This window comes from Pseudomonas saliphila (assembly GCF_008638345.1).
GTDB lineage: Bacteria > Pseudomonadota > Gammaproteobacteria > Pseudomonadales > Pseudomonadaceae > Halopseudomonas > Halopseudomonas saliphila.
In genome coordinates this window covers 76,015-99,087 of sequence record NZ_VTVA01000011.1, presented here as the reverse complement: position 1 = coordinate 99,087, position 23,073 = coordinate 76,015, and the positions used below count along the sequence as shown (strand labels likewise).

Annotated in this window: 23 protein-coding genes and 2 tRNA genes; 3 read left to right on the top strand and 22 right to left on the bottom strand. The window is 57.9% G+C overall.

The genetic code is table 11. The annotated features are described in order from the left end of the window. Positions 1-70: 70 nt before the first annotated feature. Both thpR and FHK95_RS13150 read right to left on the bottom strand, forming a co-directional pair. Complete coding sequence (gene thpR, locus FHK95_RS13155; RefSeq protein ID WP_150305088.1) at positions 71-640, bottom strand: RNA 2',3'-cyclic phosphodiesterase; 570 nt, start codon at positions 638-640, stop codon at positions 71-73. A gap of 55 nt (positions 641-695) precedes the next feature. Further along, positions 696-956, bottom strand: coding sequence for a hypothetical protein (locus FHK95_RS13150; RefSeq protein WP_150305087.1), 261 nt, complete (start codon positions 954-956; stop codon positions 696-698). 167 nt (positions 957-1,123) lie between these two features. Here FHK95_RS13150 and FHK95_RS13145 point away from each other — a divergent pair, with 167 nt between their 5' ends. Together FHK95_RS13145 and FHK95_RS13140 are read left to right on the top strand one after the other, a co-directional pair. Beyond that, positions 1,124-1,714, top strand: coding sequence for a hypothetical protein (locus FHK95_RS13145; protein ID WP_150305086.1), 591 nt, complete (start codon positions 1,124-1,126; stop codon positions 1,712-1,714). 45 nt (positions 1,715-1,759) lie between these two features. Continuing rightward, positions 1,760-2,455 carry a pseudouridine synthase gene (locus tag FHK95_RS13140; RefSeq protein ID WP_150305085.1) on the top strand — a complete coding sequence of 232 codons (696 nt, stop codon included), beginning with the start codon at positions 1,760-1,762 and terminating at the stop codon, positions 2,453-2,455. Between the two features lie 11 nt (positions 2,456-2,466). Here FHK95_RS13140 and FHK95_RS13135 read toward each other — a convergent pair whose 3' ends face one another. From FHK95_RS13135 to rlmE, 17 genes are all read right to left on the bottom strand, one after another. After that, positions 2,467-2,799, bottom strand: a complete 333-nt coding sequence (locus FHK95_RS13135; protein ID WP_178114790.1) for a hypothetical protein — start codon at positions 2,797-2,799, stop codon at positions 2,467-2,469. Next, positions 2,799-3,128, bottom strand: a complete 330-nt coding sequence (locus FHK95_RS13130; protein WP_150305083.1) for a hypothetical protein — start codon at positions 3,126-3,128, stop codon at positions 2,799-2,801. The genes FHK95_RS13135 and FHK95_RS13130 overlap by 1 nt, the downstream gene beginning before the upstream one ends. Positions 3,129-3,273: 145 nt before the next feature. Beyond that, positions 3,274-5,382, bottom strand: a complete 2,109-nt coding sequence (pnp, locus tag FHK95_RS13125; protein WP_150305082.1) for a polyribonucleotide nucleotidyltransferase — start codon at positions 5,380-5,382, stop codon at positions 3,274-3,276. Between the two features lie 87 nt (positions 5,383-5,469). Continuing rightward, positions 5,470-5,739 carry a 30S ribosomal protein S15 gene (gene rpsO, locus FHK95_RS13120; protein WP_150301436.1) on the bottom strand — a complete coding sequence of 90 codons (270 nt, stop codon included), beginning with the start codon at positions 5,737-5,739 and terminating at the stop codon, positions 5,470-5,472. 163 nt (positions 5,740-5,902) lie between these two features. Next, positions 5,903-6,823 carry a tRNA pseudouridine(55) synthase TruB gene (gene truB / locus FHK95_RS13115; protein ID WP_150305081.1) on the bottom strand — a complete coding sequence of 307 codons (921 nt, stop codon included), beginning with the start codon at positions 6,821-6,823 and terminating at the stop codon, positions 5,903-5,905. A 3-nt stretch (positions 6,824-6,826) separates the two neighbouring features. Then, a complete protein-coding gene (rbfA, locus tag FHK95_RS13110; protein ID WP_150305080.1) occupies positions 6,827-7,213 on the bottom strand; it encodes a 30S ribosome-binding factor RbfA in 387 nt (128 codons plus the stop codon). A 183-nt stretch (positions 7,214-7,396) separates the two neighbouring features. Next, complete coding sequence (infB, locus tag FHK95_RS13105; protein WP_150305079.1) at positions 7,397-9,913, bottom strand: translation initiation factor IF-2; 2,517 nt, start codon at positions 9,911-9,913, stop codon at positions 7,397-7,399. A gap of 61 nt (positions 9,914-9,974) precedes the next feature. Then, positions 9,975-11,456: a transcription termination factor NusA gene (nusA, locus tag FHK95_RS13100; protein WP_150305078.1), complete on the bottom strand. Its 1,482-nt coding sequence runs from the start codon at positions 11,454-11,456 to the stop codon at positions 9,975-9,977. A gap of 52 nt (positions 11,457-11,508) precedes the next feature. Further along, positions 11,509-11,964, bottom strand: a complete 456-nt coding sequence (gene rimP / locus FHK95_RS13095) for a ribosome maturation factor RimP (RefSeq protein ID WP_150305077.1) — start codon at positions 11,962-11,964, stop codon at positions 11,509-11,511. A 117-nt stretch (positions 11,965-12,081) separates the two neighbouring features. After that, positions 12,082-12,158: transfer RNA gene (locus FHK95_RS13090), tRNA-Met, on the bottom strand. 102 nt (positions 12,159-12,260) lie between these two features. Beyond that, positions 12,261-12,345 (bottom strand) — tRNA-Leu (locus FHK95_RS13085). A 12-nt stretch (positions 12,346-12,357) separates the two neighbouring features. Next, positions 12,358-12,738: a preprotein translocase subunit SecG gene (gene secG, locus FHK95_RS13080; RefSeq protein WP_150305076.1), complete on the bottom strand. Its 381-nt coding sequence runs from the start codon at positions 12,736-12,738 to the stop codon at positions 12,358-12,360. After that, on the bottom strand, positions 12,738-13,496 hold the full coding sequence (gene tpiA, locus FHK95_RS13075) for a triose-phosphate isomerase (protein ID WP_150305075.1): 759 nt from the start codon (positions 13,494-13,496) through the stop codon (positions 12,738-12,740). Before tpiA ends, secG begins: the two co-directional genes overlap by 1 nt. Positions 13,497-13,565: 69 nt before the next feature. Continuing rightward, a complete protein-coding gene (gene glmM / locus FHK95_RS13070) occupies positions 13,566-14,912 on the bottom strand; it encodes a phosphoglucosamine mutase (RefSeq protein WP_150305074.1) in 1,347 nt (448 codons plus the stop codon). A 40-nt stretch (positions 14,913-14,952) separates the two neighbouring features. After that, on the bottom strand, positions 14,953-15,801 hold the full coding sequence (gene folP, locus FHK95_RS13065; protein ID WP_150305073.1) for a dihydropteroate synthase: 849 nt from the start codon (positions 15,799-15,801) through the stop codon (positions 14,953-14,955). A gap of 7 nt (positions 15,802-15,808) precedes the next feature. Further along, entirely contained in the window at positions 15,809-17,758 is a 1,950-nt protein-coding gene (gene ftsH, locus FHK95_RS13060; RefSeq protein ID WP_150305127.1) for an ATP-dependent zinc metalloprotease FtsH, read from the bottom strand. 136 nt (positions 17,759-17,894) lie between these two features. Beyond that, on the bottom strand, positions 17,895-18,524 hold the full coding sequence (gene rlmE / locus FHK95_RS13055; protein ID WP_150305072.1) for a 23S rRNA (uridine(2552)-2'-O)-methyltransferase RlmE: 630 nt from the start codon (positions 18,522-18,524) through the stop codon (positions 17,895-17,897). 82 nt (positions 18,525-18,606) lie between these two features. On the opposite strand from rlmE, the gene yhbY reads away from it, so the two are divergent. Continuing rightward, the gene (gene yhbY, locus FHK95_RS13050) at positions 18,607-18,921 is read left to right on the top strand and encodes a ribosome assembly RNA-binding protein YhbY (protein ID WP_150305126.1); all 315 of its coding nucleotides are present in this window, start codon (positions 18,607-18,609) and stop codon (positions 18,919-18,921) included. Positions 18,922-18,932: 11 nt separating this feature from the next. On the opposite strand, the gene FHK95_RS13045 is transcribed toward yhbY, so the two are convergent. The 3 genes from FHK95_RS13045 to carB are packed head-to-tail and all read right to left on the bottom strand — an operon-like array spanning position 18,933 to position 23,044. Then, positions 18,933-19,355 carry a DUF4149 domain-containing protein gene (locus tag FHK95_RS13045; RefSeq protein WP_235906778.1) on the bottom strand — a complete coding sequence of 141 codons (423 nt, stop codon included), beginning with the start codon at positions 19,353-19,355 and terminating at the stop codon, positions 18,933-18,935. Continuing rightward, positions 19,352-19,825, bottom strand: coding sequence for a transcription elongation factor GreA (gene greA / locus FHK95_RS13040; protein ID WP_150305071.1), 474 nt, complete (start codon positions 19,823-19,825; stop codon positions 19,352-19,354). The genes FHK95_RS13045 and greA overlap by 4 nt, the downstream gene beginning before the upstream one ends. Positions 19,826-19,828: 3 nt before the next feature. After that, the gene (gene carB, locus FHK95_RS13035; protein WP_150305070.1) at positions 19,829-23,044 is read right to left on the bottom strand and encodes a carbamoyl-phosphate synthase large subunit; all 3,216 of its coding nucleotides are present in this window, start codon (positions 23,042-23,044) and stop codon (positions 19,829-19,831) included. Between the last annotated feature and the right edge of the window lie 29 nt (positions 23,045-23,073).

Sequence of the window (23,073 nt, the reverse complement as noted above, 5' to 3'; positions counted from 1 at the left end):
CACTTCGCAGACTTGCGGCTCGACAACGGCAGGGACTGAATAGGTTACGTCTCGCTATTCGGACCGGCGCCTAACAGCCAGGTTCCGGCGCGATATTGCCTGAGCCAGACAGAGGGAACCTGTGCAGCACCGAGTAGATTGACCCTTGCAGCCCCTGCTGGCTGGAGAACAGACTCACCGCGTCCAATGTAAAAGGCTCCGATGTCAGTCCCGCGTGCCGCTCGGCACACCGAACAGCTGACGCATCTCCGCCGCGGATACGTGCAAGCGTGACATGCGGTTTAAACCCGGCGTGGCGATCTGGCGCTAATGCCAGCGGTACCAGCCGCGAATCAATTTCCTCACGCACCTGCACCAGAGGCAGCTCTGGCGCCACCCCAGCCCAGAATGCAAAAGGCCGATGCGAACCGCCAAAACAGCCTGTGCCATGCAAGCGTATTTCCGGCGCTGCCGAGCGGAGCCCGGAAAGGCTTTCGAGTATCTGCAGCGTCGCCGTATCGTCCACGTCCCCCAGAAAGCGCAAAGTCAGATGAAGCTGGTCGGCCCGCTGCCAGCGCGCACCACGCAACGGCTCGCGGATATCCAGCAAGCGCTGCTTGATATGCTCCGGTAACTCGAAGGCGAGAAACAAACGAGACATCACCTTGACCTCCTGTGATTGGCTGGCCGACGATATTCCCGGTTACCGGCCACGCCTACGCACCACAGGCATCACAGATAGACAGGATATCAATCCGATAAGTGATGCTGCCGTTGCGCTTCAGCTCGACTGTTTGCTCATCGTCGAGTGCGAGGGCACTGGCCTCAACCTGTTCGGCGCTGATACGAAAAGACCGGCCCTGTTCGATCGCTTCTATCTGTTCATCAGTCAACCCGACTATATCGAGCTTCACCCGCACTTCCTCCTCACACTCGTGTTTGGTCTGGTCGGCGCAGTTGAGATAATAAATCGGCATGCTATTTTCCTCGCGATGAACTGTGCTTCTGAACAGTCTGGCACGCGTCAACCGCTGCAGTTCCTTCCATGCCCTGACGTTTCGCCCGGCGCTCCGTTGCGGTTTGCGTACTCATTGAAGCGTGACTAATCTGTCTGCATACATGTGTCTCCCGATGGAGGACCGAAATGAGCACGATCATCGCCGCGAGGTTCGAAGATCAAGACCACGGAGAGAAAGTGGTCGCCGCACTGCGCGAAGCGGGATTCTCTCCGGAGGGCATATCCCTGTTTTACGTTAACCCGCACGGCCAGCATGCTATCTATCCCATTGGCGGGGACGAGAAAGTCTCACCCGGTGCACGTGAATCCGGCAAGGGCGCCATTATTGGAGGCGGCGTCGGCGCGGCAGTCGGGGCTGCAGTCGGGCTAGCGGCAATACCGGTAGCCGGCCCGTTAGGCGTGGCAATCGGTGCTGGCATAGGCGCCTATACAGGCTCCTTGGCAGGCGCCATGGGCAAGACAGACCAGGGTTCCGAGGTAGAGGAAGCCGCGTCCAAAGGCCAACTCAGCGAAGAGGAGGTCAGGCAGCACAAGGCTATCGAACGGCACGCAGGGACTTACGTGGCAGTCCGCGCAGGGGACAGCGATAGCCGTGCGCAGCAGGCCGTCGAAATACTCCGCGTACACGGCGGCGTGGACATCGAGCATGCCGAAGGCGAACTGCGCGACGGCCACTGGACCACCTTCGACCCCCGTTCAGTCGTCAATCTGGTCTGACTCGCGATTTCTGCTATGCGTCGCATGCGGCTATAATCCGCCGCCATGAGACTCGACCGCTTCATCAGTAAATCCACTGCTCACAGTCATCAGGCCTCACGTCTGATGATTGCGCGGAGGCAGGTGCGCGTAAATGGGGTGGTGATGCAGGATCCGCGCACAGACATCGATCAATTCATGACGGTGACGCTGGGCGAGGAGCTACTGCAACAGCAGACAGCGCATTATCTGATGCTGCACAAGCCAGCCGGCTATCTCAGCGCGACCAGCGACCCCGTTCACCCCACCGTCATGGAGCTTATGCCCGCCCCGCTGCGTGCGCTGCTGCATATTGGCGGACGTCTCGACCGCAGCAGCTCGGGGTTACTGATCCTCACCAATGATGGGCTCTGGTCCCGACGCCTGACCGAACCGGGCAAAGGCATCCCGAAGACCTATCGAGTGTCGACCGCCAGACCGATCACGCACGAGACGCATCAACGCTTCGCCGACGGCATCTACTTTGCCTTCGAGGATCTGACCACCTCCCCCGCCCAACTTGAGCAACTGGATGAGTGCGAGGCGCGTCTAACGATCTATGAAGGGCGCTATCATCAGGTCAAACGGATGTTTCACGCCGTGGGGAACCACGTGGTGGCGCTGCACCGGGAAAGCATGGGCGCAATCCGTCTGGATGCAACGCTCGCAGTGGCCGCTAGCCGGCCACTGACGCCGCTGGAGATTGCGTCGATCGAAGGCTGAATACCGATCGCCTACTCCTGACTCAATAACCGCTGCGCCGCCTGTTCGCAGCCGGCAACCTGGGACATATCATGCGCAGTGGGTGGTCGGCATCGGCGCGCACCATACGACCGCGCCAGTTCGTCCAGGGCCGGGCTGAAGTACAGTTTCAGCTCGCAATGTAACCGTCCCTCTGATTCATGACGCTGAAACACCGCCATATCCGCGCCAGGAGCCGCATTCAGACAGGCGGAGCTCGCGGCATCAAGCACCTGCGTCAGCCGCTGGTCCGCCAATAATGGATCGCCAAGATTGAGCACCCGCCATGAACTGCCACGAGACGACTCATCCTGACCGCCGGACATCATCTGATCAGCGCAATGGCAGCAACCACCACTGCGACCAGCGACACGGCCGAAGAAAACATGACCAGCTTCTGCAGCCGGTCCACTTCCTGTTGCAGCTTTGCCGCCGCGTCATCAATCCCCAGTACCGTACGCTCGAAATTTTCGGCGAGGGTATGGATGGATTCAGCGTTTTTGGTAGCCGCGGTCTGCAGCTCTTCAATCTGCCGGGCGAGTACTGGGTCTGCCTTGCTGGCATCCGGCTTGGAGGTAAAGGCGGGAATAGCGGTCGCCACGATCTGCGTGACATAGGGGAGCGTGGTTTTTAACAGCGGTAACCAGGCTGGCATGGGGAACGCCTCTAAAGAAATGAAGTGACCCACAGCATACCTGAGGCGGCCCACGCCCAGAAGCAGCCCGCAAACTGCCAGCCGTTAAACGCAAAAAGCCCCGGAGGTCCGGGGCTTCTTGCATTACTGCTGTATTACGCTGCTATCAGACGCCGCTGGTTTCAGCCGCTTCGACATCTTTCATGGACAGCTTGATACGACCACGGTTGTCGACATCGAGAACCAGGACTTTCACTTCTTGGCCTTCCTGCAGCACGTCGGTCACTTTCTCGATACGCTGATTGGCGATCTGCGAGATGTGTACCAGACCGTCCTTGCCGGGCAGAATGCTGACGAATGCGCCGAAGTCGACGATGCGCTCAACCTTACCGGTGTAGACCTTGCCGATTTCCGCTTCGGCAGTGATACCGTCGACGCGTGCCTTGGCAGCGTTGGCGGCATCCTTGCTGGCAGCAAAGATCTTCACAGTGCCGTCGTCAGTGATGTCGATGGACGCGCCAGTCTCTTCGCAGATGCTGCGAATGGTGGCGCCACCCTTACCGATCACGTCACGGATCTTGTCGGAATCGATCTTCATGCTGATCATGGTCGGCGCATTGGAGGACAGCTCCTTGCGCGACTCAGGCAGCACTTCGTTCATCTGACGCAGGATGGTCAGACGCGCGTCATGCGCCTGGTGCAGAGCGGTTTCCATGATCTCTTCGGTAATACCGTTGATCTTGATATCCATCTGCAGGGCGGTCACACCCTTCTCGGTACCGGCTACCTTGAAATCCATGTCGCCGAGGTGATCTTCGTCGCCAAGGATGTCAGTCAGGATGGCAAACTTGTCGCCCTGCTTGACCAGACCCATGGCAATACCAGCAACTGGCGCCTTGAGCGGCACACCGGCATCCATCAGCGCCAGGGATGCACCACAGACCGAAGCCATGGAGCTGGAACCGTTGGACTCGGTGATTTCCGAAACAACCCGAATGCTGTAGGGGAACTGGTCCATATCAGGCATAACCGCCTGGATGCCACGCCGAGCCAGACGACCGTGACCGATTTCGCGGCGACCTGTGCCGCCCATGCGACCCGCTTCGCCTACCGAATAGGGAGGGAAGTTGTAGTGGAACATGAAGGGGTCTTTCTTCTCGCCTTCCAGCGTGTCCAGCAGCTGCGCATCACGTGCGGTGCCCAGGGTGGTAACAACCAACGCCTGCGTTTCGCCACGGGTGAACAATGCCGAACCGTGGGTGCGATTCAGAACGCCCACTTCGATATGCAACGGACGGACGGTCTTGGTGTCGCGGCCATCAATACGCGGGTTACCGTTAACGATGCTCTCGCGCACGGTGCGGTACTCGATCTCGCCGAATGCATCCTTGACCTCGGAAGCCGAAGGTTTACCGTCTTCGTCGCCGGACAGCGCGTCGATGGTCTGATTGCGCAGCTCGCCCAGACGGGCATAACGCGCCTGCTTGTCGGTGATGGTATAGGCTTCGGCGATGCCGGCACCAAACTGACCCTTGATCGCGTCAAGCAGCGTGGTGTTTTCCGGCGCAGCAGTCCAGTCCCAGCGTGGCTTGCCGGTTTCGGCTGCCAGTTCCTTGATCGCCTGAACAACAGGCTGGAACTCCATGTGGGCAAATAGTACGGCGCCCAGCATCTGGTCTTCGGTCAGTTCTTGTGCTTCGGATTCAACCATCAACACGGCGTCTTCCGTACCCGCTACGATCATGTCCAGACGCGACGTCTTGAGCTGCTCGTAGGTAGGGTTGAGGACGTATCCATTGTTTTCGTCAAACCCTACACGGGCGCCACCGATGGGGCCGTTGAAAGGAATGCCGGAAATTGCCAGCGCGGCAGAGGTGCCGATCAGGGCAGCGATATCAGGATCAGTGGTCTTGTCAGTGGAGACAACGGTACACACGACCTGAACTTCGTTCATGAAGCCATCGGCAAACAGCGGACGAATCGGACGGTCGATCAGGCGCGAGGTAAGCGTCTCTTTTTCGGTAGGACGTCCTTCGCGCTTGAAGAAACCGCCGGGGATCTTGCCGGCGGCGTAGGTTTTTTCGATGTAGTGCACAGACAGAGGGAAAAAGTCGCGACCTGCGTCGGCTTTCTTCGCGCCGACCACTGTACACAGAACGCTGACGGCATCATCAATGCTGACCAGAACGGCACCCGTTGCCTGGCGGGCAATACGGCCCGTTTCCAGGGTAATGGTGTTATTACCTAATTTGAATTGCTTGATAACCGGTTTCACGGTGTCTTCTCTCTTTGTTTTTGCCTTGGGGAAACTCTGGGCATGGCCGGGTTTCGGACCCGACCACGTCCAAAAGGGAATGGTCGCTTAGCGACGCAGACCCAGACTGCTGATCAAGCTGCTGTAACGCGGAATGTCTTTCGACTTCAGGTAATCCAGCAACTTACGACGCTGGTTTACCATCCGGATCAGACCGCGACGGGAATGGTGATCCTTCTTGTTATCCTTGAAGTGACCCTGCAGCTTGTTGATGTTTGCGGTCAACAGAGCTACCTGGACTTCCGGAGAACCGGTGTCACCTTCGCCACGGGCATATTCAGTTACGATTGCAGCTTTCTCTTCGACGCTCAGTGCCATGACAGCTTTCCTCTGAGTGAACAGGCCAGGACGTTTCGTCCCGTGTTTTGAATCGAGGAATGACCGTGCCTGTTAACAGCCACCCTCGTTGTGATCCACATGGATCGACTTCATCAGAACGTATCAACCCGTGGGTTGCAACGCTCCCTTTAATCATTAACCTTTAACCATTGAATCGCATCAATCTCTTCGGTGCGACACGCGCGTCATCGGTCATTTCACCGATGCCGATAAATTTGCCAGTCTGGTCGCGTAATCTAACCTTGCCGAACGCCGGACTGCCTGGCACTCGCACGGCCTGACCGTGGTTCAGATAGTAGGCCGTCTGCTCGGTAAGCTGCACTTCAGGCCAGTCTTCCAGCCCACTGTCGCTGGGCAACAGCAGATGGTCCAGCGCGAGGTGTCCGCCTTCGGCGTGCAACGCCTCGAGCGTGTCCAGGGTAACCGCCTTGCTCAGGTCGAACGGGCCGGCTTGAATACGTCTGAGCTCGGATACATGTGCGCCGCAGCCGAGTGCTGCGCCAATGTCTTCTACCAGCGTACGGATATACGTGCCTTTGGTGCAGTGCACTTCCAGCCGCAACCGATCGCCTTCCAAACCAAGCAGAATCAAGCGTTGTATGGTAACAGATCGCGCTTTGCGCTCCACTGTTTCACCAGCGCGGGCCAGTTTGTAAAGCGGCTGCCCTTCATGCTTGAGCGCCGAGTACATCGGCGGGATCTGTTCGATATCTCCGGTGAACCGGGGTAGCACTGCTTCCACATCGGCCTGGCTGACCTGGACCGGCTTCATCTCGAGCACATCGCCTTCGGCATCACCAGTGGTGGTGGTCATACCCAGGCGTGCTTCGGTGACATACCCCTTGTCAGCGTCCAGCAAGTACTGCGAAAACTTGGTGGCCTCCCCCAGGCACAGCGGCAATACACCACTGGCCAGCGGATCCAGACTGCCGGTGTGGCCGCCCTTGCTCGCATTGAACAACCAGCGCACTTTCTGCAGGGCCGCGTTGGAAGTCATCCCCAACGGCTTGTCGAAAATCAGTACGCCGTCGATATCCCGGCGTTTGCTACGCGGTGCTGACACCCGTTACTCCTCGCTTTCCCGGGGATGCTGGCGATCTTCCTCGACCGCACGCTCGATCAACGAAGACAGATGCACGCCGCGGCGAACACTTTCGTCGTAATGGAAGTGCAGTTGCGGGACGCTGCGCAGCTTCATGGACCGTCCAAGCTGAACCCGGAGAAATCCCGCCGCGTCTTTCAGAGCAGACAGGTTCTGAGCAATTTCTTCTTCGGTTGCTTCACCCATCAGCGTGAGATAGACCTTGGCGTGCGCCAGATCACGGCTGACCTCGACCGCAGTAAGGGTGACCATGCCGATCCGCGGATCGCGCACATCACGATGGATCAGCTGAGCCAATTCACGCTGCATCTGATCAGCAACGCGCTGGGTACGACTGTATTCTTTGGCCATATAATTCACCTCTGGTTGCCAGTGTCAGCCGAAGCTCGTTGCCGAACGAGAGCAGCCCTGACTACCTCAATCCGCGTTACACCAGAAATCGGTATAACCCTAAAACAACAAACGGCAAGCCGAGCCTCGGCAGTCACATTGGACTGCCGGAAGACCTATAGCTTGCCGCTTGCCGTTAACGCCTTAGAGCGTCCGCGCTACCTGAATCCGCTCGAATACTTCGATACGGTCGCCGGGACGGACATCGTTGTAGTTCTTCACGCCGATGCCACATTCCATGCCGTTGCGCACCTCAGGGACGTCATCCTTAAAGCGGCGCAGGGATTCCAGCTCGCCTTCGTAGATCACCACGTCTTCGCGCAGAACGCGGATCGGGCGATTACGGTAGACGGTGCCTTCGATGACCATACAGCCAGCGATATCACCGAACTTGGGTGAACGGAACACGTCGCGCACTTCGGCCACACCCAGGATCTGCTCGCGCACATCGCTGCCCAGCATACCCGTCAAGGCCTTCTTGACGTCATCGATGATCTCGTAGATCACACTGTAGTAACGCAGGTCGAGACCTTCGCTCTCGATGATCTTGCGCGCCGAAGCATCAGCCCGCACGTTGAAACCAAAGATCACCGCATTGGAAGTCAGTGCCAGGTTCGCGTCGGTTTCGGTAATACCACCCACACCACCGGACACGATCTTGACCTGAACTTCTTCGTTGCCCAGCTCAACCAAGGAGGCTTGAAGTGCCTCTAACGAGCCACGCACGTCGGCCTTGAGCACCACGTTGAGCGTCTTCTTCTCGCCCTGGCCGATGTTATCGAACATGTTCTCGAGCTTGGCGGACTGCTGACGCGCCATCTTGATCTCGCGGAACTTGCCCTGACGGAACATCGCCACTTCGCGCGCTTTCTTTTCGTCGGTGAGAACCGTCAGTTCATCACCAGCGCCCGGGGTGCCGTCCAAACCAAGGATAGCAACAGGGATCGATGGGCCAGCTTCCTTGATACTCTTGCCGTTCTCGTCAAACATCGCCCGGACCTTGCCGTAGTTGACGCCTGCAAGCACGACGTCGCCCTGGCGCAGCGTACCATTCTGAACCAATACGGTTGCGACCGGACCACGGCCCTTGTCAAGACGCGACTCAACCACAACGCCGCGGCCTGGAGCAGTAGGCTGGGCCTTGAGCTCAAGCAATTCAGCCTGCAGCAGAACCGCCTCAAGCAACTCATCGATACCGGTACCGACCTTCGCCGATACGTGTACGAACTGGGTATCACCGCCCCATTCCTCAGGAATAACCTGACGTGCAGCCAGATCATGCTTGATGCGATCCGGATCCGCGCCTTCCTTATCGATCTTGTTGACTGCAACCACCAGCGGCACGCCGGCGGCTTTGGCATGCGCGACCGCTTCTTCGGTCTGAGGCATTACGCCATCATCGGCTGCAACAACCAGAATCACGATATCGGTCGCCTCGGCACCTCGGGCACGCATCGCAGTAAATGCCGCGTGACCGGGCGTATCGAGAAAGGTCACCATGCCACGGTCGGTTTGGACGTGATAGGCACCGATGTGCTGGGTGATGCCGCCCGCTTCGCCGGACGCTACTTTGGTGCGACGTATATAGTCGAGCAACGAGGTCTTGCCATGGTCAACGTGACCCATCACGGTCACGACCGGAGCACGACTCACGTCTTCGCCTTCGAAATGCAAAGCTTCTACCAGGCGGTCTTCGATATCGCTGTCCTTGACCTGCTTGACCTGGTGGCCCATGTCTTCGGCGACAATGGACGCGGTGTCCTGATCCAGCACCTGGTTGATGGTCACCATGTTGCCGTTCTTGAACATGTACTTGATGACTTCAGCAGCTTTAACCGACATCTTCTGTGCCAGTTCCGCTACGGTCACGGTCTCGCCAATTACTACTTCTCGCACTACTGGTCCTGTCGGCTTCTCGAAGCCGTGCTGGTTACGTTTTTTGTGCGCCTTGAGCTTGCCACCACCGCCGCGACGTCGCGCAAGCGCGTCATCATCGTCGGAAGCACGCGGTGCGTTGCGGCCTTTGGCCCCGCTGGCGCGCTTGTTACGGTTGCGCTCATTATCGTCGTCACGCGTGGGCGCTGCCTTGCGGCGCTGCTGCTCTTCTTTCTTTCTGGGCTGCTCGACCGGAGTCGCTTCAGCCTGCACTGGCGCAGCAACGGGCGCTGCGGCCGGTGTTGTGGCCTGTTCAGGTGCAGCGCTGACTTGGGTAGCTGTAGCAGCTTGCTGCTCGGCGGCCTTGCGAGCCTCCTCAGCCTGCTGGGCAGCTTCCTCTGCCTGCCGCTTGGCTTCCGCCTCGGCTGCCAGACGTGCTTCTTCAGCAATCCGCTGCTCTTCAGCTTCGCGTTGACGCTCGGCTTCCTGCGCATCGGGCTCGCGTTTTACGTAGGTCTTCTTCTTGCGCACTTCGACGTTGACGGTTTTGCTACCCGCCACTTTAAGCGTGCTCATCGTCTTACGCTTGAGCGTAATCTTGCGCGGTTCGGAACCTGAATCACCATGGGCGCTTTTCAGGAACGTCAGCAGCTTTTGTTTCTCATCATCGGATACAGGCTGCTCAGCGCTTGAATGCGCTAACCCGGCTTCCTGCATTTGTTGTAGCAGGCGCTCAACCGGAGTACCTACTACTTGAGCCAATTCTTTGACCGTCACTTCCGCCATTCACTTCTCTCCTCAGTCGGGTCCCTGCGTATTCGCAGGGGGGTACTGCTATACCGACCGGTTATTCAAACCAGGGAGCCCGGGCAGCCATAATCAGCGTGCCAGCACGGGCTTCGTCAATACCATCAATATCCAGCAGATCGTCGACCGATTGCTCAGCGAGGTCTTCCATGCTGATGATGCCTTTTGCTGCAAGCTGGAACGCCAGCGCCCGATCCATACCTTCCATGTTCAGGAGGTCTTCGGCGGGCTGGGCTTCTTCCAGCTTCTCTTCGCTGGCAATCGCCCTGGTCAGTAGCCGATCCTTGGCTCGTGCGCGCAGTTCACTGACGATATCCTCGTCAAAACCGTCGATTCCCAGCATTTCTTCCATTGGGACGTAGGCGATTTCTTCGAGTGAAGTAAACCCTTCTTCGACCAACATCTGGGCCAGCTCTTCTTCTACGTCCAGTTCTTCAATAAACCCGCGCAGAATGTCGCCCGTTTCGGCTTCACGTTTAGCAACGATCGCTTCCTCGGTCATTACGTTCAACGTCCAGCCAGTCAGTTGACTGGCCAGGCGAACGTTCTGTCCGCTACGACCAATAGCCTGCGCGAGGTTATCCTCGGCAACTGCAATATCAATCGTGTGGGTGTCTTCATCGAGGATGATAGAGGCAACCTCTGCAGGCGCCATCGCATTGATGACAAACTGCGCCAGATTATCGTCCCAAAGTACGATATCGACCCGCTCACCACCAAGCTCGCCAGAGACAGCCTGGACGCGCGAACCGCGCATGCCGATACAGGCGCCCTGCGGATCAATACGCTTGTCCTTGGAGCGCACGGCGATTTTCGCCCGGGAGCCCGGATCACGAGCTGCGCCCATTACCTCGATCAACTCCTCGGAAATCTCCGGCACTTCAATACGGAACAGCTCAATGATCATCTCCGGCGCACTGCGTGACAGCACCAGCTGAGGACCACGGTTTTCCGCCCGAATTTCCTTGAGCAGAGCACGAATGCGACTGCCGGTGCGGAACGTCTCACGCGGGATCATCTCTTCACGTGGCAGAACGGCCTCGGCATTGTTGCCCAAGTCCACGATCACGCTATCACGCGTAACCTTCTTGACTGTGCCGCTGATGATTTCGCCCAGGCGATCGCGATAGGCATCGACCACTTGCGCGCGCTCGGCTTCGCGCACTTTCTGCACGATAACCTGCTTGGCGATCTGCGCCGCGATGCGACCAAACTCCACGGAGTCGATCTTCTCTTCGATCATATCGCCGATTTTCAGATCCGGATCACGCGCTTCGGCCTGATCAAGCGTCAGTTGCATGTCGGGTTCTTCGAAATCCTCATCAGCCACCACAGTCCAGCGACGGTAGGTGTCATAGTTGCCCGTTTGCCGATCGATCTGCACCCGTACATCTACTTCATCTTCGTAACGCTTCTTGGTTGCTGTGGCTAATGCCAGTTCCAATGCTTCGAAAATCACATCGGGCGGTACGCCCTTTTCATTGGAAACAGATTCCACAACCAGCAGCACTTCTTTGCTCATCGTATGCCTCGCCTAACGCCGTCCATTGGGGCCACTGGAGCCCGAAAAATGCTCAAAACCGCGGAATAATGTTGCTCTTGTCGATCGAGTCGATGGGCAGCAGGTATTCGTGTTCCCCGACCTGAAGAATCACCTCATCACCTTCAACACCGCGGATGACACCTTGAAAATTCCGCCGTCCTTCATACGGGACGCGCAATTTGAGTTTGGCCTGTTCACCGGTATAAGCGGCAAACTGCTCCAGAGTGAACAGCGGCCTATCCATGCCGGGGGAGGATACCTCCAAGGTATAGTCCCCGGTAATGGGATCTTCAACATCCAGTACGGCGCTGGCCTGGCGACTAACTGCTGCGCAGGCCTCGACACTGATCCCGTCCGGATGATCGATATAAACGCGTAGAAGGGTATGACGGCCCTGAGACAAATACTCGATGCCCCAACAACGATAGCCTAAAGCTTCGATAATCGGGACCAGAAGCATTTCCAACTCAGATACTTTGCCGGACAAATTCACCACCTTGCTTCGCATGAATAAAAAATGGGCCTTTAAGCCCATCCTGGTTGCTGGCCACTTCCGAGGAAGTCCAGACATCTAACAAAAAGCCCCTAAAAAGGGGCCTTTGACTGGTTGCGGGGGCAGGATTTGAACCTACGACCTTCGGGTTATGAGCCCGACGAGCTACCAGACTGCTCCACCCCGCGTCGAATCTAGGGCATGAATTATACGCCCGGCAGCCCAACAAGACAACCGGCACGCACAGCCCGAAAACAAAGCAGGGCCTGCAAGAGCAGACCCTGAGTGATTGGTGCGGAAGATGGGACTCGAACCCATACACCCTAAGGCACTACCCCCTCAAGATAGCGTGTCTACCAATTCCACCACTTCCGCAAAACTTTAGGCTTACTTGACGGCGGGTACATCATCCGTCGCAGCAGGAGCCTGAGGTGCCTGCTCTTCAAGAACAGGAATATCCTCGCTCAGAACCGGCGCAGCCGGCTCGGAACGCAACACCGGATCAGGCAAACCACTGTCGAGCGATCGTGCTGCATAATCGCTGGCGTAGTAGGCCAGACCCAAAGAAGTCAGGAAGAATACAGCGGCCAGCGCGCCTGTCAAGCGACTTAGGAAAGTAGCTGAACCTTGACTGCCAAATACCGTACCGGAGGCGCCGGACCCAAAGGACGCGCCTGCATCAGCACCCTTGCCCTGCTGGATCAGTACCAGACCGACCAGAGCAATTGCAGCGACCAGGTGAACAACTATAACTACCGTCTCAATCATTATGCGCGTCCCGCGGCACGAGCTATCGCACCAAATTCATCTGCATTGAGGGAAGCTCCACCAACCAGCCCCCCATCGATATCCGGCATGGCAAAAAGCGCTTCGGCATTATCTGCCTTGACGCTGCCGCCGTAGACAATCTGCACACAGCGGGCCTGCTCATCATCGAGCATCGCCAGCCGACCACGGATCATCGAGTGTACATCTTGAGCTTCTTCTGGCGATGCCGTCAGGCCCGTACCTATTGCCCAGACTGGCTCATACGCGACCACACCCTGGGCCAGACCGCCAACACCGAAAGACTCCAGCACGACCTGCAACTGACGCCCGACAACCTCAGCGGTTTCACCCGCATCCCGCTGCTCGCGCGTTTCACCAACGCACAAAATAGGCCTCAAACCACAGGCCAGCGCGGCTGCAAACTTCTTGCATACCATCTCGTCCGTCTCGCCAAACAAACTGCGTCGTTCGGAGTGACCAACAAGCACATATTCACATCCCGCATCACGCAGCTGCGCCGGTGACACTTCCCCGGTCAACGCGCCAGGCTCGGCCTGGGTGGCGGATGACTGCCCCGCAAGGCTGACTGGAGAACCCTCCAGCGCTTCGCGACACTGCTGGATATACAACGCAGGCGGCGCGATAACGAGATCAACCTCTTCAGGCCAATCCTGCTGATTCAGTCCACCAAGCAAGGTCTCAACGGATTGCCGAGTACCGTGCATTTTCCAGTTTCCGGCGACCAGCGAACGACGCATGCCAAACCTCTCAGCTCAAGCGGGCGCCAATCTTACCCAAGATGCCCGGGTGAAACAACCGCATTTTACTCAGCAAGCACCGAACAACCGGGTTACCAGCTCGGCCAGAATACCGACCTCGGTTTCAACCTGCTCGGCATCCTGGCCCTCGACCATTACGCGGATGACTGGCTCGGTGCCGGACAGACGCAACAGCACACGCCCCGCTTCACCCATGCGCTGCTCTGCCTGCCTTACGCCAGCCTGCAGTTCGGGGTGATCGAGCGGCGAACCCTGCCCGCCCTGATAGCGCACATTCACTAGCTTCTGCGGACACTTGCGCATCCCTTTGCGCGCTGCACCGAGCGTCATTCCCGAAAGCTGCAGCGCACGCATCACTTGCAGCGCAGCGATGATTCCATCCCCGGTGGACGTATGATTCAGGCATACCAGGTGCCCTGACGACTCGCCTCCGAGGATCCACTCACGTTCTCGCAATTCGGTCATCACGTAGCGATCACCGACTTTGGCGCGCACCAAAGGCACTCCCGCGTCCTTCAATGCCAGCTCGAGCCCGAGATTGGTCATCAGGGTCCCGACCACGCCCCCGCGCAGCAGTCCGCGTTGCTGCATATCGCGGGCGATGATAAACAACAGCTCATCCCCGTCGACTTCCTCGCCCCGCTCGTCGACCATCAACACCCGGTCGCCGTCACCGTCAAACGCGATACCCAGACCCGCACCCGACTCAAGCACCGCCTGACGCAGTGCACCCAGATCGGTCGACCCAACGCCAGCATTGATGTTCAGCCCGTCCGGCTGAGCACCAATCACTGTGACGTCGGCGCCAAGCTCCCGGAATACGCTCGGCGCGACCTTGTAGGTAGCACCATGCGCGCAATCAAGCACCAATTTGAAATCCTTGAAGCTGGTACTGGTAGGCACGCTGCTTTTGCAGTATTCAATATAGCGGCCTGAAGCATCCTCAACCCTCGCCACCTTACCCAGTAACGCCGAATCCACGACTTCCATCGGCGAATCAACCAGTCGTTCAATTTCCAGTTCCAGATGATCCGGCAACTTACTCCCGGTAACCGAGAAAAACTTGATGCCGTTGTCGTAGAAGGGATTGTGCGATGCGCTGATCACAATTCCGGCATCAGCCTGGAAGGTACGCGTTAGATAGGCGATCGCAGGCGTCGGCATCGGCCCGAGAAGCTGAACCTGGGCACCGGCGGCGGACAAGCCTGCTTCCAGCGCCGATTCAAACATGTAGCCTGAAATCCGCGTGTCCTTGCCGATCAAGACCCGACACTGGCCCTGGCGTTTAAATGCCATGCCTACCGCCCAGCCGAGCTTGAGCATGAATTCAGGGGTAATAGGATGACTGCCAACCCGACCGCGAATGCCATCGGTTCCAAAATAGCGTTTTTCCATGGTGCAAAAATCCTTAGAATTCTGTCTGGTTCAGCCTGGCTCAGGCGGAGAGCACTGCTTCGATCATGCGGACGGCATCCACGGTCTCAGCCACATCATGTACCCGAATGATGCGCGCGCCCTTGGTTACCGCAAGCGCTGTCAGGGCGATACCGCCGGCCAGACGCTGATCCAGAGGACGATTCAGTGCCTGGCCAATCATGCTTTTGCGTGACACGCCAACCAGCACGGGCAATCCAGCCGGCTGTAATGCATCGAGTCGATTGAACAGCTGAAGATTATGCTCGAGCGACTTGCCGAAACCGAAACCGGGGTCGAGCACCAAGCGCTCGCGCGGGATGCCCGCCGCTTCGCAGACCGCAACTCGCTCCATTAGAAACTGGTTTACTTCATCGAGCACCGATGCATACACCGGCGCCTCCTGCATGGACGCGGGCTCGCCCTGCATGTGCATGATGCACACAGGCAACCCCGTTGCGGCAGCCGCTTCCAGCGCGCCAGGGCGGCACAAAGCGCGAATATCGTTGATCAACCCAGCACCCGCTTTGGCCGATTCAGTGAACACCTCCGGCGTACTGGTATCGACCGAAACAACGGTATCAAATCGCGCCTTGATGGCTTCAACCATCGGCACCACCCGTTCGACTTCCTGCGCAACACTTACGGTCGCAGCGCCCGGGCGGGTCGACTCCCCGCCCACATCAATGAGTGTAGCGCCAGCAGCCAGCATTTGCTCGACATGCGCCAACGCAGCGTCCATCAGCGTGAACCGGCCGCCATCAGAGAAGGAATCGGGAGTGATATTGAGGATACCCATGACATGGGTGCGGGAAAGATCAAGCTCCCGATCGCCACAAGGCAATCGGGAGCTGGTAGGCAAGTTAGTCATCTACGCTTCAGTGTTCGCCAGCAGGGCCGCCGATTATACCGCCATCTTTGGGCTTGTCGTCGCCGGTAGTCACATCTGTGGCCGGATCATCACCGACACTCGCCGAGGCGCCCGGTCCCTGGCTATCGTCGCCCTGCCAACCCTTGGGCTCGCGGGGTGGCTTGCCAGTCATGATGTCGTTGATCTGCTCGGCATCGATGGTCTCGTACTTCATCAGCGCCTCCGCCATCAGATCGAGCTTGTGGCGATTCTCTTCCAGCAGCTGGCGCGCAGTGGCGTAGCACTCGTCGATGATACGACGCACTTCCTGATCGATCAGCTTGGCCGTCTCACCGGACACGCTGGAAGATTGTCCACCACCCATACGGCCGAGATAACCTTCGTTTTCGTCCTCGCCGTACATCAATGGACCCAGCTTTTCGGACAAGCCCCACTTGGTCACCATGTTCTTGGCCAATTGCGTGGCACGCATGATGTCATTGGAGGCGCCGGTGGTCACACCTTCGAAACCCAGGGTCATCTCTTCGGCGATACGACCACCGAACAACGAACAGATCTGACTGATCAGTGCCCGCTTGGACAGGCTGTAGCGATCTTCTTCGGGCAGGAACATGGTTACACCCAGCGCACGGCCGCGCGGAATGATCGACACCTTGTACACAGGATCATGCTCTGGAACCAGGCGACCAACGATCGCATGGCCTGACTCGTGGTAAGCGGTGTTGAGCTTTTCCTTGTCAGACATGACCATCGATTTGCGCTCGGCGCCCATCATGATCTTGTCTTTGGCCATCTCGAACTCTTTCATCTCGACGACGCGCTTACCCCCCCGGGCGGCGAACAGCGAGGCCTCGTTGACCAGGTTGGCAAGGTCGGCACCCGAGAAACCCGGCGTACCCCGCGCAATATTGGTCGGCGCGACGTCATCACCCAGCGGTACCTTGCGCATGTGGACCTTCAGAATCTGCTCACGGCCACGGATATCGGGCAAGCCGACGACGACCTGACGGTCAAAACGGCCGGGACGCATCAGCGCCGGGTCGAGCACGTCCGGACGGTTGGTCGCGGCCACAACGATAATACCGTCGTTGGCTTCGAAGCCGTCCATTTCCACCAGCAGCTGGTTCAGCGTCTGCTCACGCTCATCGTGGCCACCGCCCATACCGCCTCCACGGTGACGACCGACGGCGTCGATCTCATCGATGAAGATAATGCAAGGTGCGTGCTTTTTCGCCTGTTCAAACATGTCGCGCACGCGGCTCGCACCGACGCCCACGAACATCTCAACGAAATCCGAGCCGGAAATGGTGAAGAACGGCACTTTCGCTTCGCCCGCAACTGCCTTGGCAAGCAACGTCTTACCGGTACCTGGCTGACCCACCATCAACACGCCACGGGGAATGTGCCCGCCCAAGCGCTGAAACTTACCCGGATCACGCAGGAACTCGACCAGTTCGCTGACCTCTTCCTTGGCCTCGTCGCAACCAGCCACGTCCGCAAAGGTCGTCTTGACCTGATCTTCGGTGAGCATCCGCGCCTTGCTCTTGCCAAAGCTCATCGGACCGCCGCGGCCACCCGCTCCACCCTGCATCTGACGCATGAAGAACATGAAGATGGCAATGATGATCAGAATCGGGAAGCTGGCAATCAGCAACTGAGTCCAGATGCTCTGTTGTTCAGGCTGTTTGCCCTCGATGATGACGTCATTCTCGAGCAGGTCACCAATCAGCCCGCTGTCCTGAATTGCCGGACGCACTGTGGTGAAGGTAGTGCCATCACGGCGACGCCCTTCGATCTCGAACCCGTCAACAACGACGCGCTCAACCTGACGATCCTCGACCATTTCGAGAAACTGGCTGTAGTTGAGGGTATTGGTTTCGGTGGGAGTACTGAAATTGTTCATCACCGTCACCAGGACCGCGGCAATGATCAACCACAAGATGAGGTTTTTCGCCATATCGTTCAAATCGCTACCCTCTTGCCCCGCCGCGACAGCGACCAGGCCTGACTGAATTCTTCATATATATGCCTACCTTACACCAGTTTCTGGCATCACGGCAGGCACGGCAATGTTACGCGCTATGTCGCGCCACTTACGCTTGCGGGCCTTTATATCCTTTAGCCAACAGGTAGGTTTCACGGGACCGCCCCCTTGATGCGCCGGGCTTACGGGTGACCAGCTTGTCAAACTGACCTCTCATTAGCCGGAAGTACTCATCAAAACCTTCACCATGGAACACCTTCACCAGGAAGTTGCCACCGGGACGAAGCACCTGACCCGCCATGTCCAGCGCCAGCTCGCACAGATACATTGCCCGCGGCTGATCTACTTCAGGCGTCCCACTCATATTGGGGGCCATATCAGAAATAACAAGATCAACCTGCTGATCGCCGATCGCCTGGAGGATTTCCTCAAATACCGCGTCCTCAGTAAAGTCGCCTTCTATGAAGGTCACATCGGCGATACTGTCCATCGGCAGAATATCCGAAGCAATGATTCGGCCTTTGTCACCAATCAGACGACTGGCCACCTGACACCAGCCTCCCGGTGCCGCACCCAGATCCAGCACCGTTATACCGGGCTTGAGCAGCCGGTCCTTCTCCTGGATTTCAAGCAGCTTGTAGCTGGCGCGCGAACGGTATCCGTCCTTCTGCGCCTTCTTCACATAGGGGTCGTCGAAATGTTCTTTCAGCCAGCTTTTGCTGGTTTTGGATTGAGCCACGGAATACCTCGTGCAGCGTGTGTCGCTGACAGTTAAACTAGTCGCGTTTACATTCAACGAAACTGGAACGCATCAGAATATTATGGCGCTTAGCTCCGAACAGAAGAAAGCCTACAAACGTATTGGTCACCACCTGAAGCCGGTTGTCATGGTCAGCGAAAATGGCCTCACCGAAGGCGTGATGACTGAACTTGATCGTGCACTCACCGACCACGAACTCATTAAGATTCGTCTTAGCGTTGCCGATCGTGACAGCAAGCGGGCGCTGATTGAAGAATTGTGCAAAGCCAGCGGCGCTGAGCTGGTGCAGGTGATCGGCAAGATGGCGATTCTACTGCGCCCCGCCAAGAAGCCCAATGCGCAATTATCCAATCTGGTGCGCCACAAGAACCTGTGACTGGATTGCGGCTAGCGTCCGGTTTCATCCGGACGTGGTTGCAGAACCAGCACCAGACCTGCGAAAGCCAGAATCAGGTAACAGAACAGCTGGATATAATCTCCCGCTGCAATGAATTTTGCCCCGAAAAAGACCGCTGCTGCAGCCAACACCAGCAGCAATAGCTGGCCACGCACATCCCTCCACCAATCTCCGCCCACCGCCGTCCAGACAATTATCAACTGGAGAACGGCGCAAATGGCAGCGAACGCCACCATCAAAGGCCGCATGAAGCTACCGATCTCGTCGGTCAGCATCGGCGCCAACCCAAAGCTTTCCAGAGCGGGCAACAATACAAAGTGCAACATCCAGATGCCGCCCACCCAGAGCGTAGCGGTCAGTTGCCAGGCAACACGACCGCTACGCAACGCGGGCACGGCGGGCGCTCCGATCACAGATGACGCACCTCGACGATCTCATACTCAACCACGCCGCTCGGGGTCTTGACCGCAACGACATCGCCTTCTTCCTTGCCGACCAGCGCCCGGGCAATCGGCGAGCCGACCGAAATCTTGCGTATCTTGATGTCGGCTTCATCTTCACCCACGATCTGGTACACCACTGACTCGTCAGTATCGACGTTGGCGATTTCGACCGTGGTACCAAAGATCACCTTCCCGGAATGCGGGATCGTGGTGGGATCGATTACCTGGGCATTTGACAACCGACCTTCGATGTCACGAATGCGCGCCTCGACCATACCCTGCTGTTCGCGGGCCGCATGGTATTCAGCGTTCTCTTTGAGGTCACCCAACTCTCGCGCTTCGGCGATCGCCTGGGTGATCTGCGGACGCATGGTGTTCTTGAGGTGTTTTAGCTCTGTCTCAAGCGCCTCTGCGCCTTGCTTGGTCATTGGATATTTCATGGATCAGACCCCCTCGTGCAGATCCTGAAGTCGCCGGACAGCGCGCTCAGGACCAAATTTCAATGCCATACACACCGCCTGACCGCCGGCCAGAGTGGTCGTGGAGTACACTTTGCGCTGCAGCGCATTGCGGCGAATGGAGTACGAATCGGCAATGGATTGACGGCCTTCGGTGGTATTGATCACCAGACTGACCTCATCGTTCTTGATCATGTCGACGATATGCGGACGCCCTTCAGTCACCTTGTTAACCCGACGCACTTGATGTCCGGCAGCCTTGATAATCTTCGCTGTACCGCTGGTCGCGACCACATCGAAGCCGAGCTCGATCAGCTCGCCAGCCATCTCGGCGACGAACGGCTTGTCGTCCTCGCGTACGCTGAGGAACACCGTGCCGCCCTGCGGAAGCACCTCGCCGGCACCAACCTGTGATTTGGCAAACGCCTCGGCAAAGCTGTCGCCCACGCCCATCACTTCGCCGGTGGACTTCATTTCCGGCCCCAGGATCGGATCAACCCCAGGGAACTTGGCAAAGGGGAATACCGCTTCCTTGACGCTGTAGAATTTGGGCACGATTTCCTTGGTGAAACCGATCTCCTTGAGCGTCTTCCCGGCCATCACGCGCGCCGCAATTTTCGCCAGGGATTCACCAATGCACTTGGATACAAAGGGCACCGTGCGCGAGGCACGGGGATTGACCTCGATAATGTAGATGCGGTCATCCTGCAGCGCCAGCTGCACGTTCATCAGGCCGATTACGCCCAGTTCAAGGGCCATTTTCTTGACCTGATCGCGCATCTCGTCCTGGATATGTGCCGGCAGCGAGTAAGGCGGTAGCGAACACGCGGAGTCACCCGAGTGCACACCCGCTTGCTCGATGTGCTGCATGATCGCGCCGATCACCACGTCGGTGCCGTCCGATACCGCGTCCACGTCAATCTCGATTGCGCAGTTGAGGAAGTAATCCAGCAGCACCGGGCTGTCGTTGGACACCTTCACGGCATCCCGCAAATAGCGCTTGAGTTCCTCTTCCTGGTAGACGATCTCCATCGCCCGACCGCCCAATACATAAGACGGACGCACCACCAGCGGATAACCGATCTTGCTCGCAGCGCGAATGGCTTCTTCTTCACTGCGCACGGTAGCGTTCGGCGGCTGCAACAGATTCAGCCGCTCGACCATCTGCTGGAAGCGCTCACGGTCTTCGGCGCGGTCGATCGACTCAGGGCTGGTGCCGATAATGGGCACACCGGCTTCTTCCAGCGCACGGGCCAGCTTCAGCGGGGTCTGACCACCGTACTGCACGATGACGCCCTTAGGCTTCTCGACGCGAACAATTTCCAGCACGTCTTCCAAGGTCACCGGCTCGAAATACAGACGATCCGAGGTGTCGTAGTCAGTCGATACGGTTTCCGGATTGCAGTTGACCATAATGGTTTCGTAACCATCTTCGCGCATTGCCAGCGCCGCGTGGACGCAGCAATAGTCGAATTCGATGCCCTGACCGATGCGGTTCGGACCACCACCCAGCACCATGATCTTTTCACGGTCGGAGGGGTTGGACTCGCACTCTTCCTCATAGGTCGAGTACATGTAGGCGGTGTCAGTCGCAAACTCGGCCGCACAGGTATCCACCCGCTTGTATACCGGGAATACGTTCAGCTTGTGCCGGTGACGACGCAGACTCTTCTCGCTGACGGCCAGCAACGCAGCAAGGCGAATATCGGAAAAGCCCTTGCGCTTGAGACGGAACATCAGGTCATGGTCAAAATCGGCCAGTCCCAGGGTCTTGACGCGCTCTTCGTCCTTGATCAGATCTTCGATCTGCACCAGGAACCAGGGATCGATATTGGTCAGCTCGAAAATGTCCTCAACGCTCATGCCTGAGCGGAACGCATCGCCGATGTACCAGATGCGCTGCTCGCCAGGCACCGTCAGCTCACGTACCAGATCAGTCTGGGCGTCACTGCTGCTCAGATCGACCTTGGGGTCGAGGCCAGACACACCCACTTCCAGTCCACGCAGCGCTTTCTGCAGGGATTCCTGGAAAGTACGACCGATGGCCATGACTTCACCCACCGACTTCATCTGAGTGGTCAGGCGTGCGTCGGCGTTGGGGAATTTCTCGAAGGCGAAACGCGGAATCTTGGTCACGACATAGTCGATAGACGGCTCGAAGGAAGCCGGAGTGCGTCCGCCGGTAATATCGTTGCTGAGCTCATCCAGGGTGTAACCCACTGCGAGCTTGGCGGCGATCTTGGCGATCGGAAAGCCAGTGGCCTTGGAGGCCAGCGCGGAGGAGCGTGACACCCGCGGATTCATCTCGATGACAACCATGCGGCCGTCGACCGGGTTGATGCCGAACTGGACGTTGGAGCCGCCGGTTTCCACACCGATCTCACGCAGCACCGCCAGTGACGCATTACGCATCACCTGGTATTCCTTGTCAGTTAGCGTTTGCGCAGGGGCAACCGTGATGGAATCACCGGTGTGCACGCCCATGGGATCGAAGTTCTCGATGGCGCAGACGATGATGCAGTTGTCCTTGGTGTCGCGGACCACTTCCATCTCGAATTCTTTCCAACCAATCAACGACTCGTCGATCAACAGCTCGTTGGTTGGCGATAGGTCGAGGCCGCGGGTGCAGATCTCTTCGAACTCTTCGCGGTTGTATGCAATACCGCCGCCCGAGCCGCCCATGGTGAAAGAGGGGCGAATGATGCAGGGGAAACCGACCTGATCCAGGACGTTATTAGCTTCCTGCATATCATGGGCAATACCCGAACGCGGGCACGCCAGGCCGATGGATTTCATCGCCTTGTCGAAACGTGAGCGGTCTTCGGCCTTGTCAATGGTGTCGGCATTGGCGCCGATCATCTCGACGTTGTACTTCTCCAACACGCCGTGTTTTTCCAGATCCAGCGCGCAGTTCAGTGCGGTCTGCCCGCCCATGGTCGGCAACACGGCGTCCGGACGTTCCTTCTCGATGATCCGCGCCACGGTCTGCCACTTGATTGGCTCGATATAGGTCGCGTCGGCCATCGCCGGGTCGGTCATGATGGTGGCCGGGTTGGAGTTAACCAGGATGACACGGAACCCTTCTTCCATCAGCGCTTTACAGGCCTGAGCACCGGAGTAATCAAACTCGCAGGCCTGGCCGATGACAATCGGACCAGCGCCGATGATCAGAATACTTTTGATATCTGTACGTTTTGGCATAGTCGTCTAAAAATCCTAAGTGAACCGGC

Bases quoted from the DNA above. Each gene is read 5' to 3' on its own strand.
- thpR (WP_150305088.1), bottom strand. From the start codon at position 640: ATGTCTCGTTTGTTTCTCGCCTTCGAGTTACCGGAGCATATCAAGCAG.
- FHK95_RS13150 (WP_150305087.1), bottom strand. From the start codon at position 956: ATGCCGATTTATTATCTCAACTGCGCCGACCAGACCAAACACGAGTGT.
- FHK95_RS13145 (WP_150305086.1), top strand. From the start codon at position 1,124: ATGAGCACGATCATCGCCGCGAGGTTCGAAGATCAAGACCACGGAGAG.
- FHK95_RS13140 (WP_150305085.1), top strand. From the start codon at position 1,760: ATGAGACTCGACCGCTTCATCAGTAAATCCACTGCTCACAGTCATCAG.
- FHK95_RS13135 (WP_178114790.1), bottom strand. From the start codon at position 2,799: ATGTCCGGCGGTCAGGATGAGTCGTCTCGTGGCAGTTCATGGCGGGTG.
- FHK95_RS13130 (WP_150305083.1), bottom strand. From the start codon at position 3,128: ATGCCAGCCTGGTTACCGCTGTTAAAAACCACGCTCCCCTATGTCACG.
- rpsO (WP_150301436.1), bottom strand. From the start codon at position 5,739: ATGGCACTGAGCGTCGAAGAGAAAGCTGCAATCGTAACTGAATATGCC.
- rbfA (WP_150305080.1), bottom strand. From the start codon at position 7,213: ATGGCCAAAGAATACAGTCGTACCCAGCGCGTTGCTGATCAGATGCAG.
- infB (WP_150305079.1), bottom strand. From the start codon at position 9,913: ATGGCGGAAGTGACGGTCAAAGAATTGGCTCAAGTAGTAGGTACTCCG.
- nusA (WP_150305078.1), bottom strand. From the start codon at position 11,456: ATGAGCAAAGAAGTGCTGCTGGTTGTGGAATCTGTTTCCAATGAAAAG.
- secG (WP_150305076.1), bottom strand. From the start codon at position 12,738: ATGATTGAGACGGTAGTTATAGTTGTTCACCTGGTCGCTGCAATTGCT.
- tpiA (WP_150305075.1), bottom strand. From the start codon at position 13,496: ATGCGTCGTTCGCTGGTCGCCGGAAACTGGAAAATGCACGGTACTCGG.
- glmM (WP_150305074.1), bottom strand. From the start codon at position 14,912: ATGGAAAAACGCTATTTTGGAACCGATGGCATTCGCGGTCGGGTTGGC.
- folP (WP_150305073.1), bottom strand. From the start codon at position 15,801: ATGACTAACTTGCCTACCAGCTCCCGATTGCCTTGTGGCGATCGGGAG.
- ftsH (WP_150305127.1), bottom strand. From the start codon at position 17,758: ATGGCGAAAAACCTCATCTTGTGGTTGATCATTGCCGCGGTCCTGGTG.
- yhbY (WP_150305126.1), top strand. From the start codon at position 18,607: ATGGCGCTTAGCTCCGAACAGAAGAAAGCCTACAAACGTATTGGTCAC.
- greA (WP_150305071.1), bottom strand. From the start codon at position 19,825: ATGAAATATCCAATGACCAAGCAAGGCGCAGAGGCGCTTGAGACAGAG.
- carB (WP_150305070.1), bottom strand. From the start codon at position 23,044: ATGCCAAAACGTACAGATATCAAAAGTATTCTGATCATCGGCGCTGGT.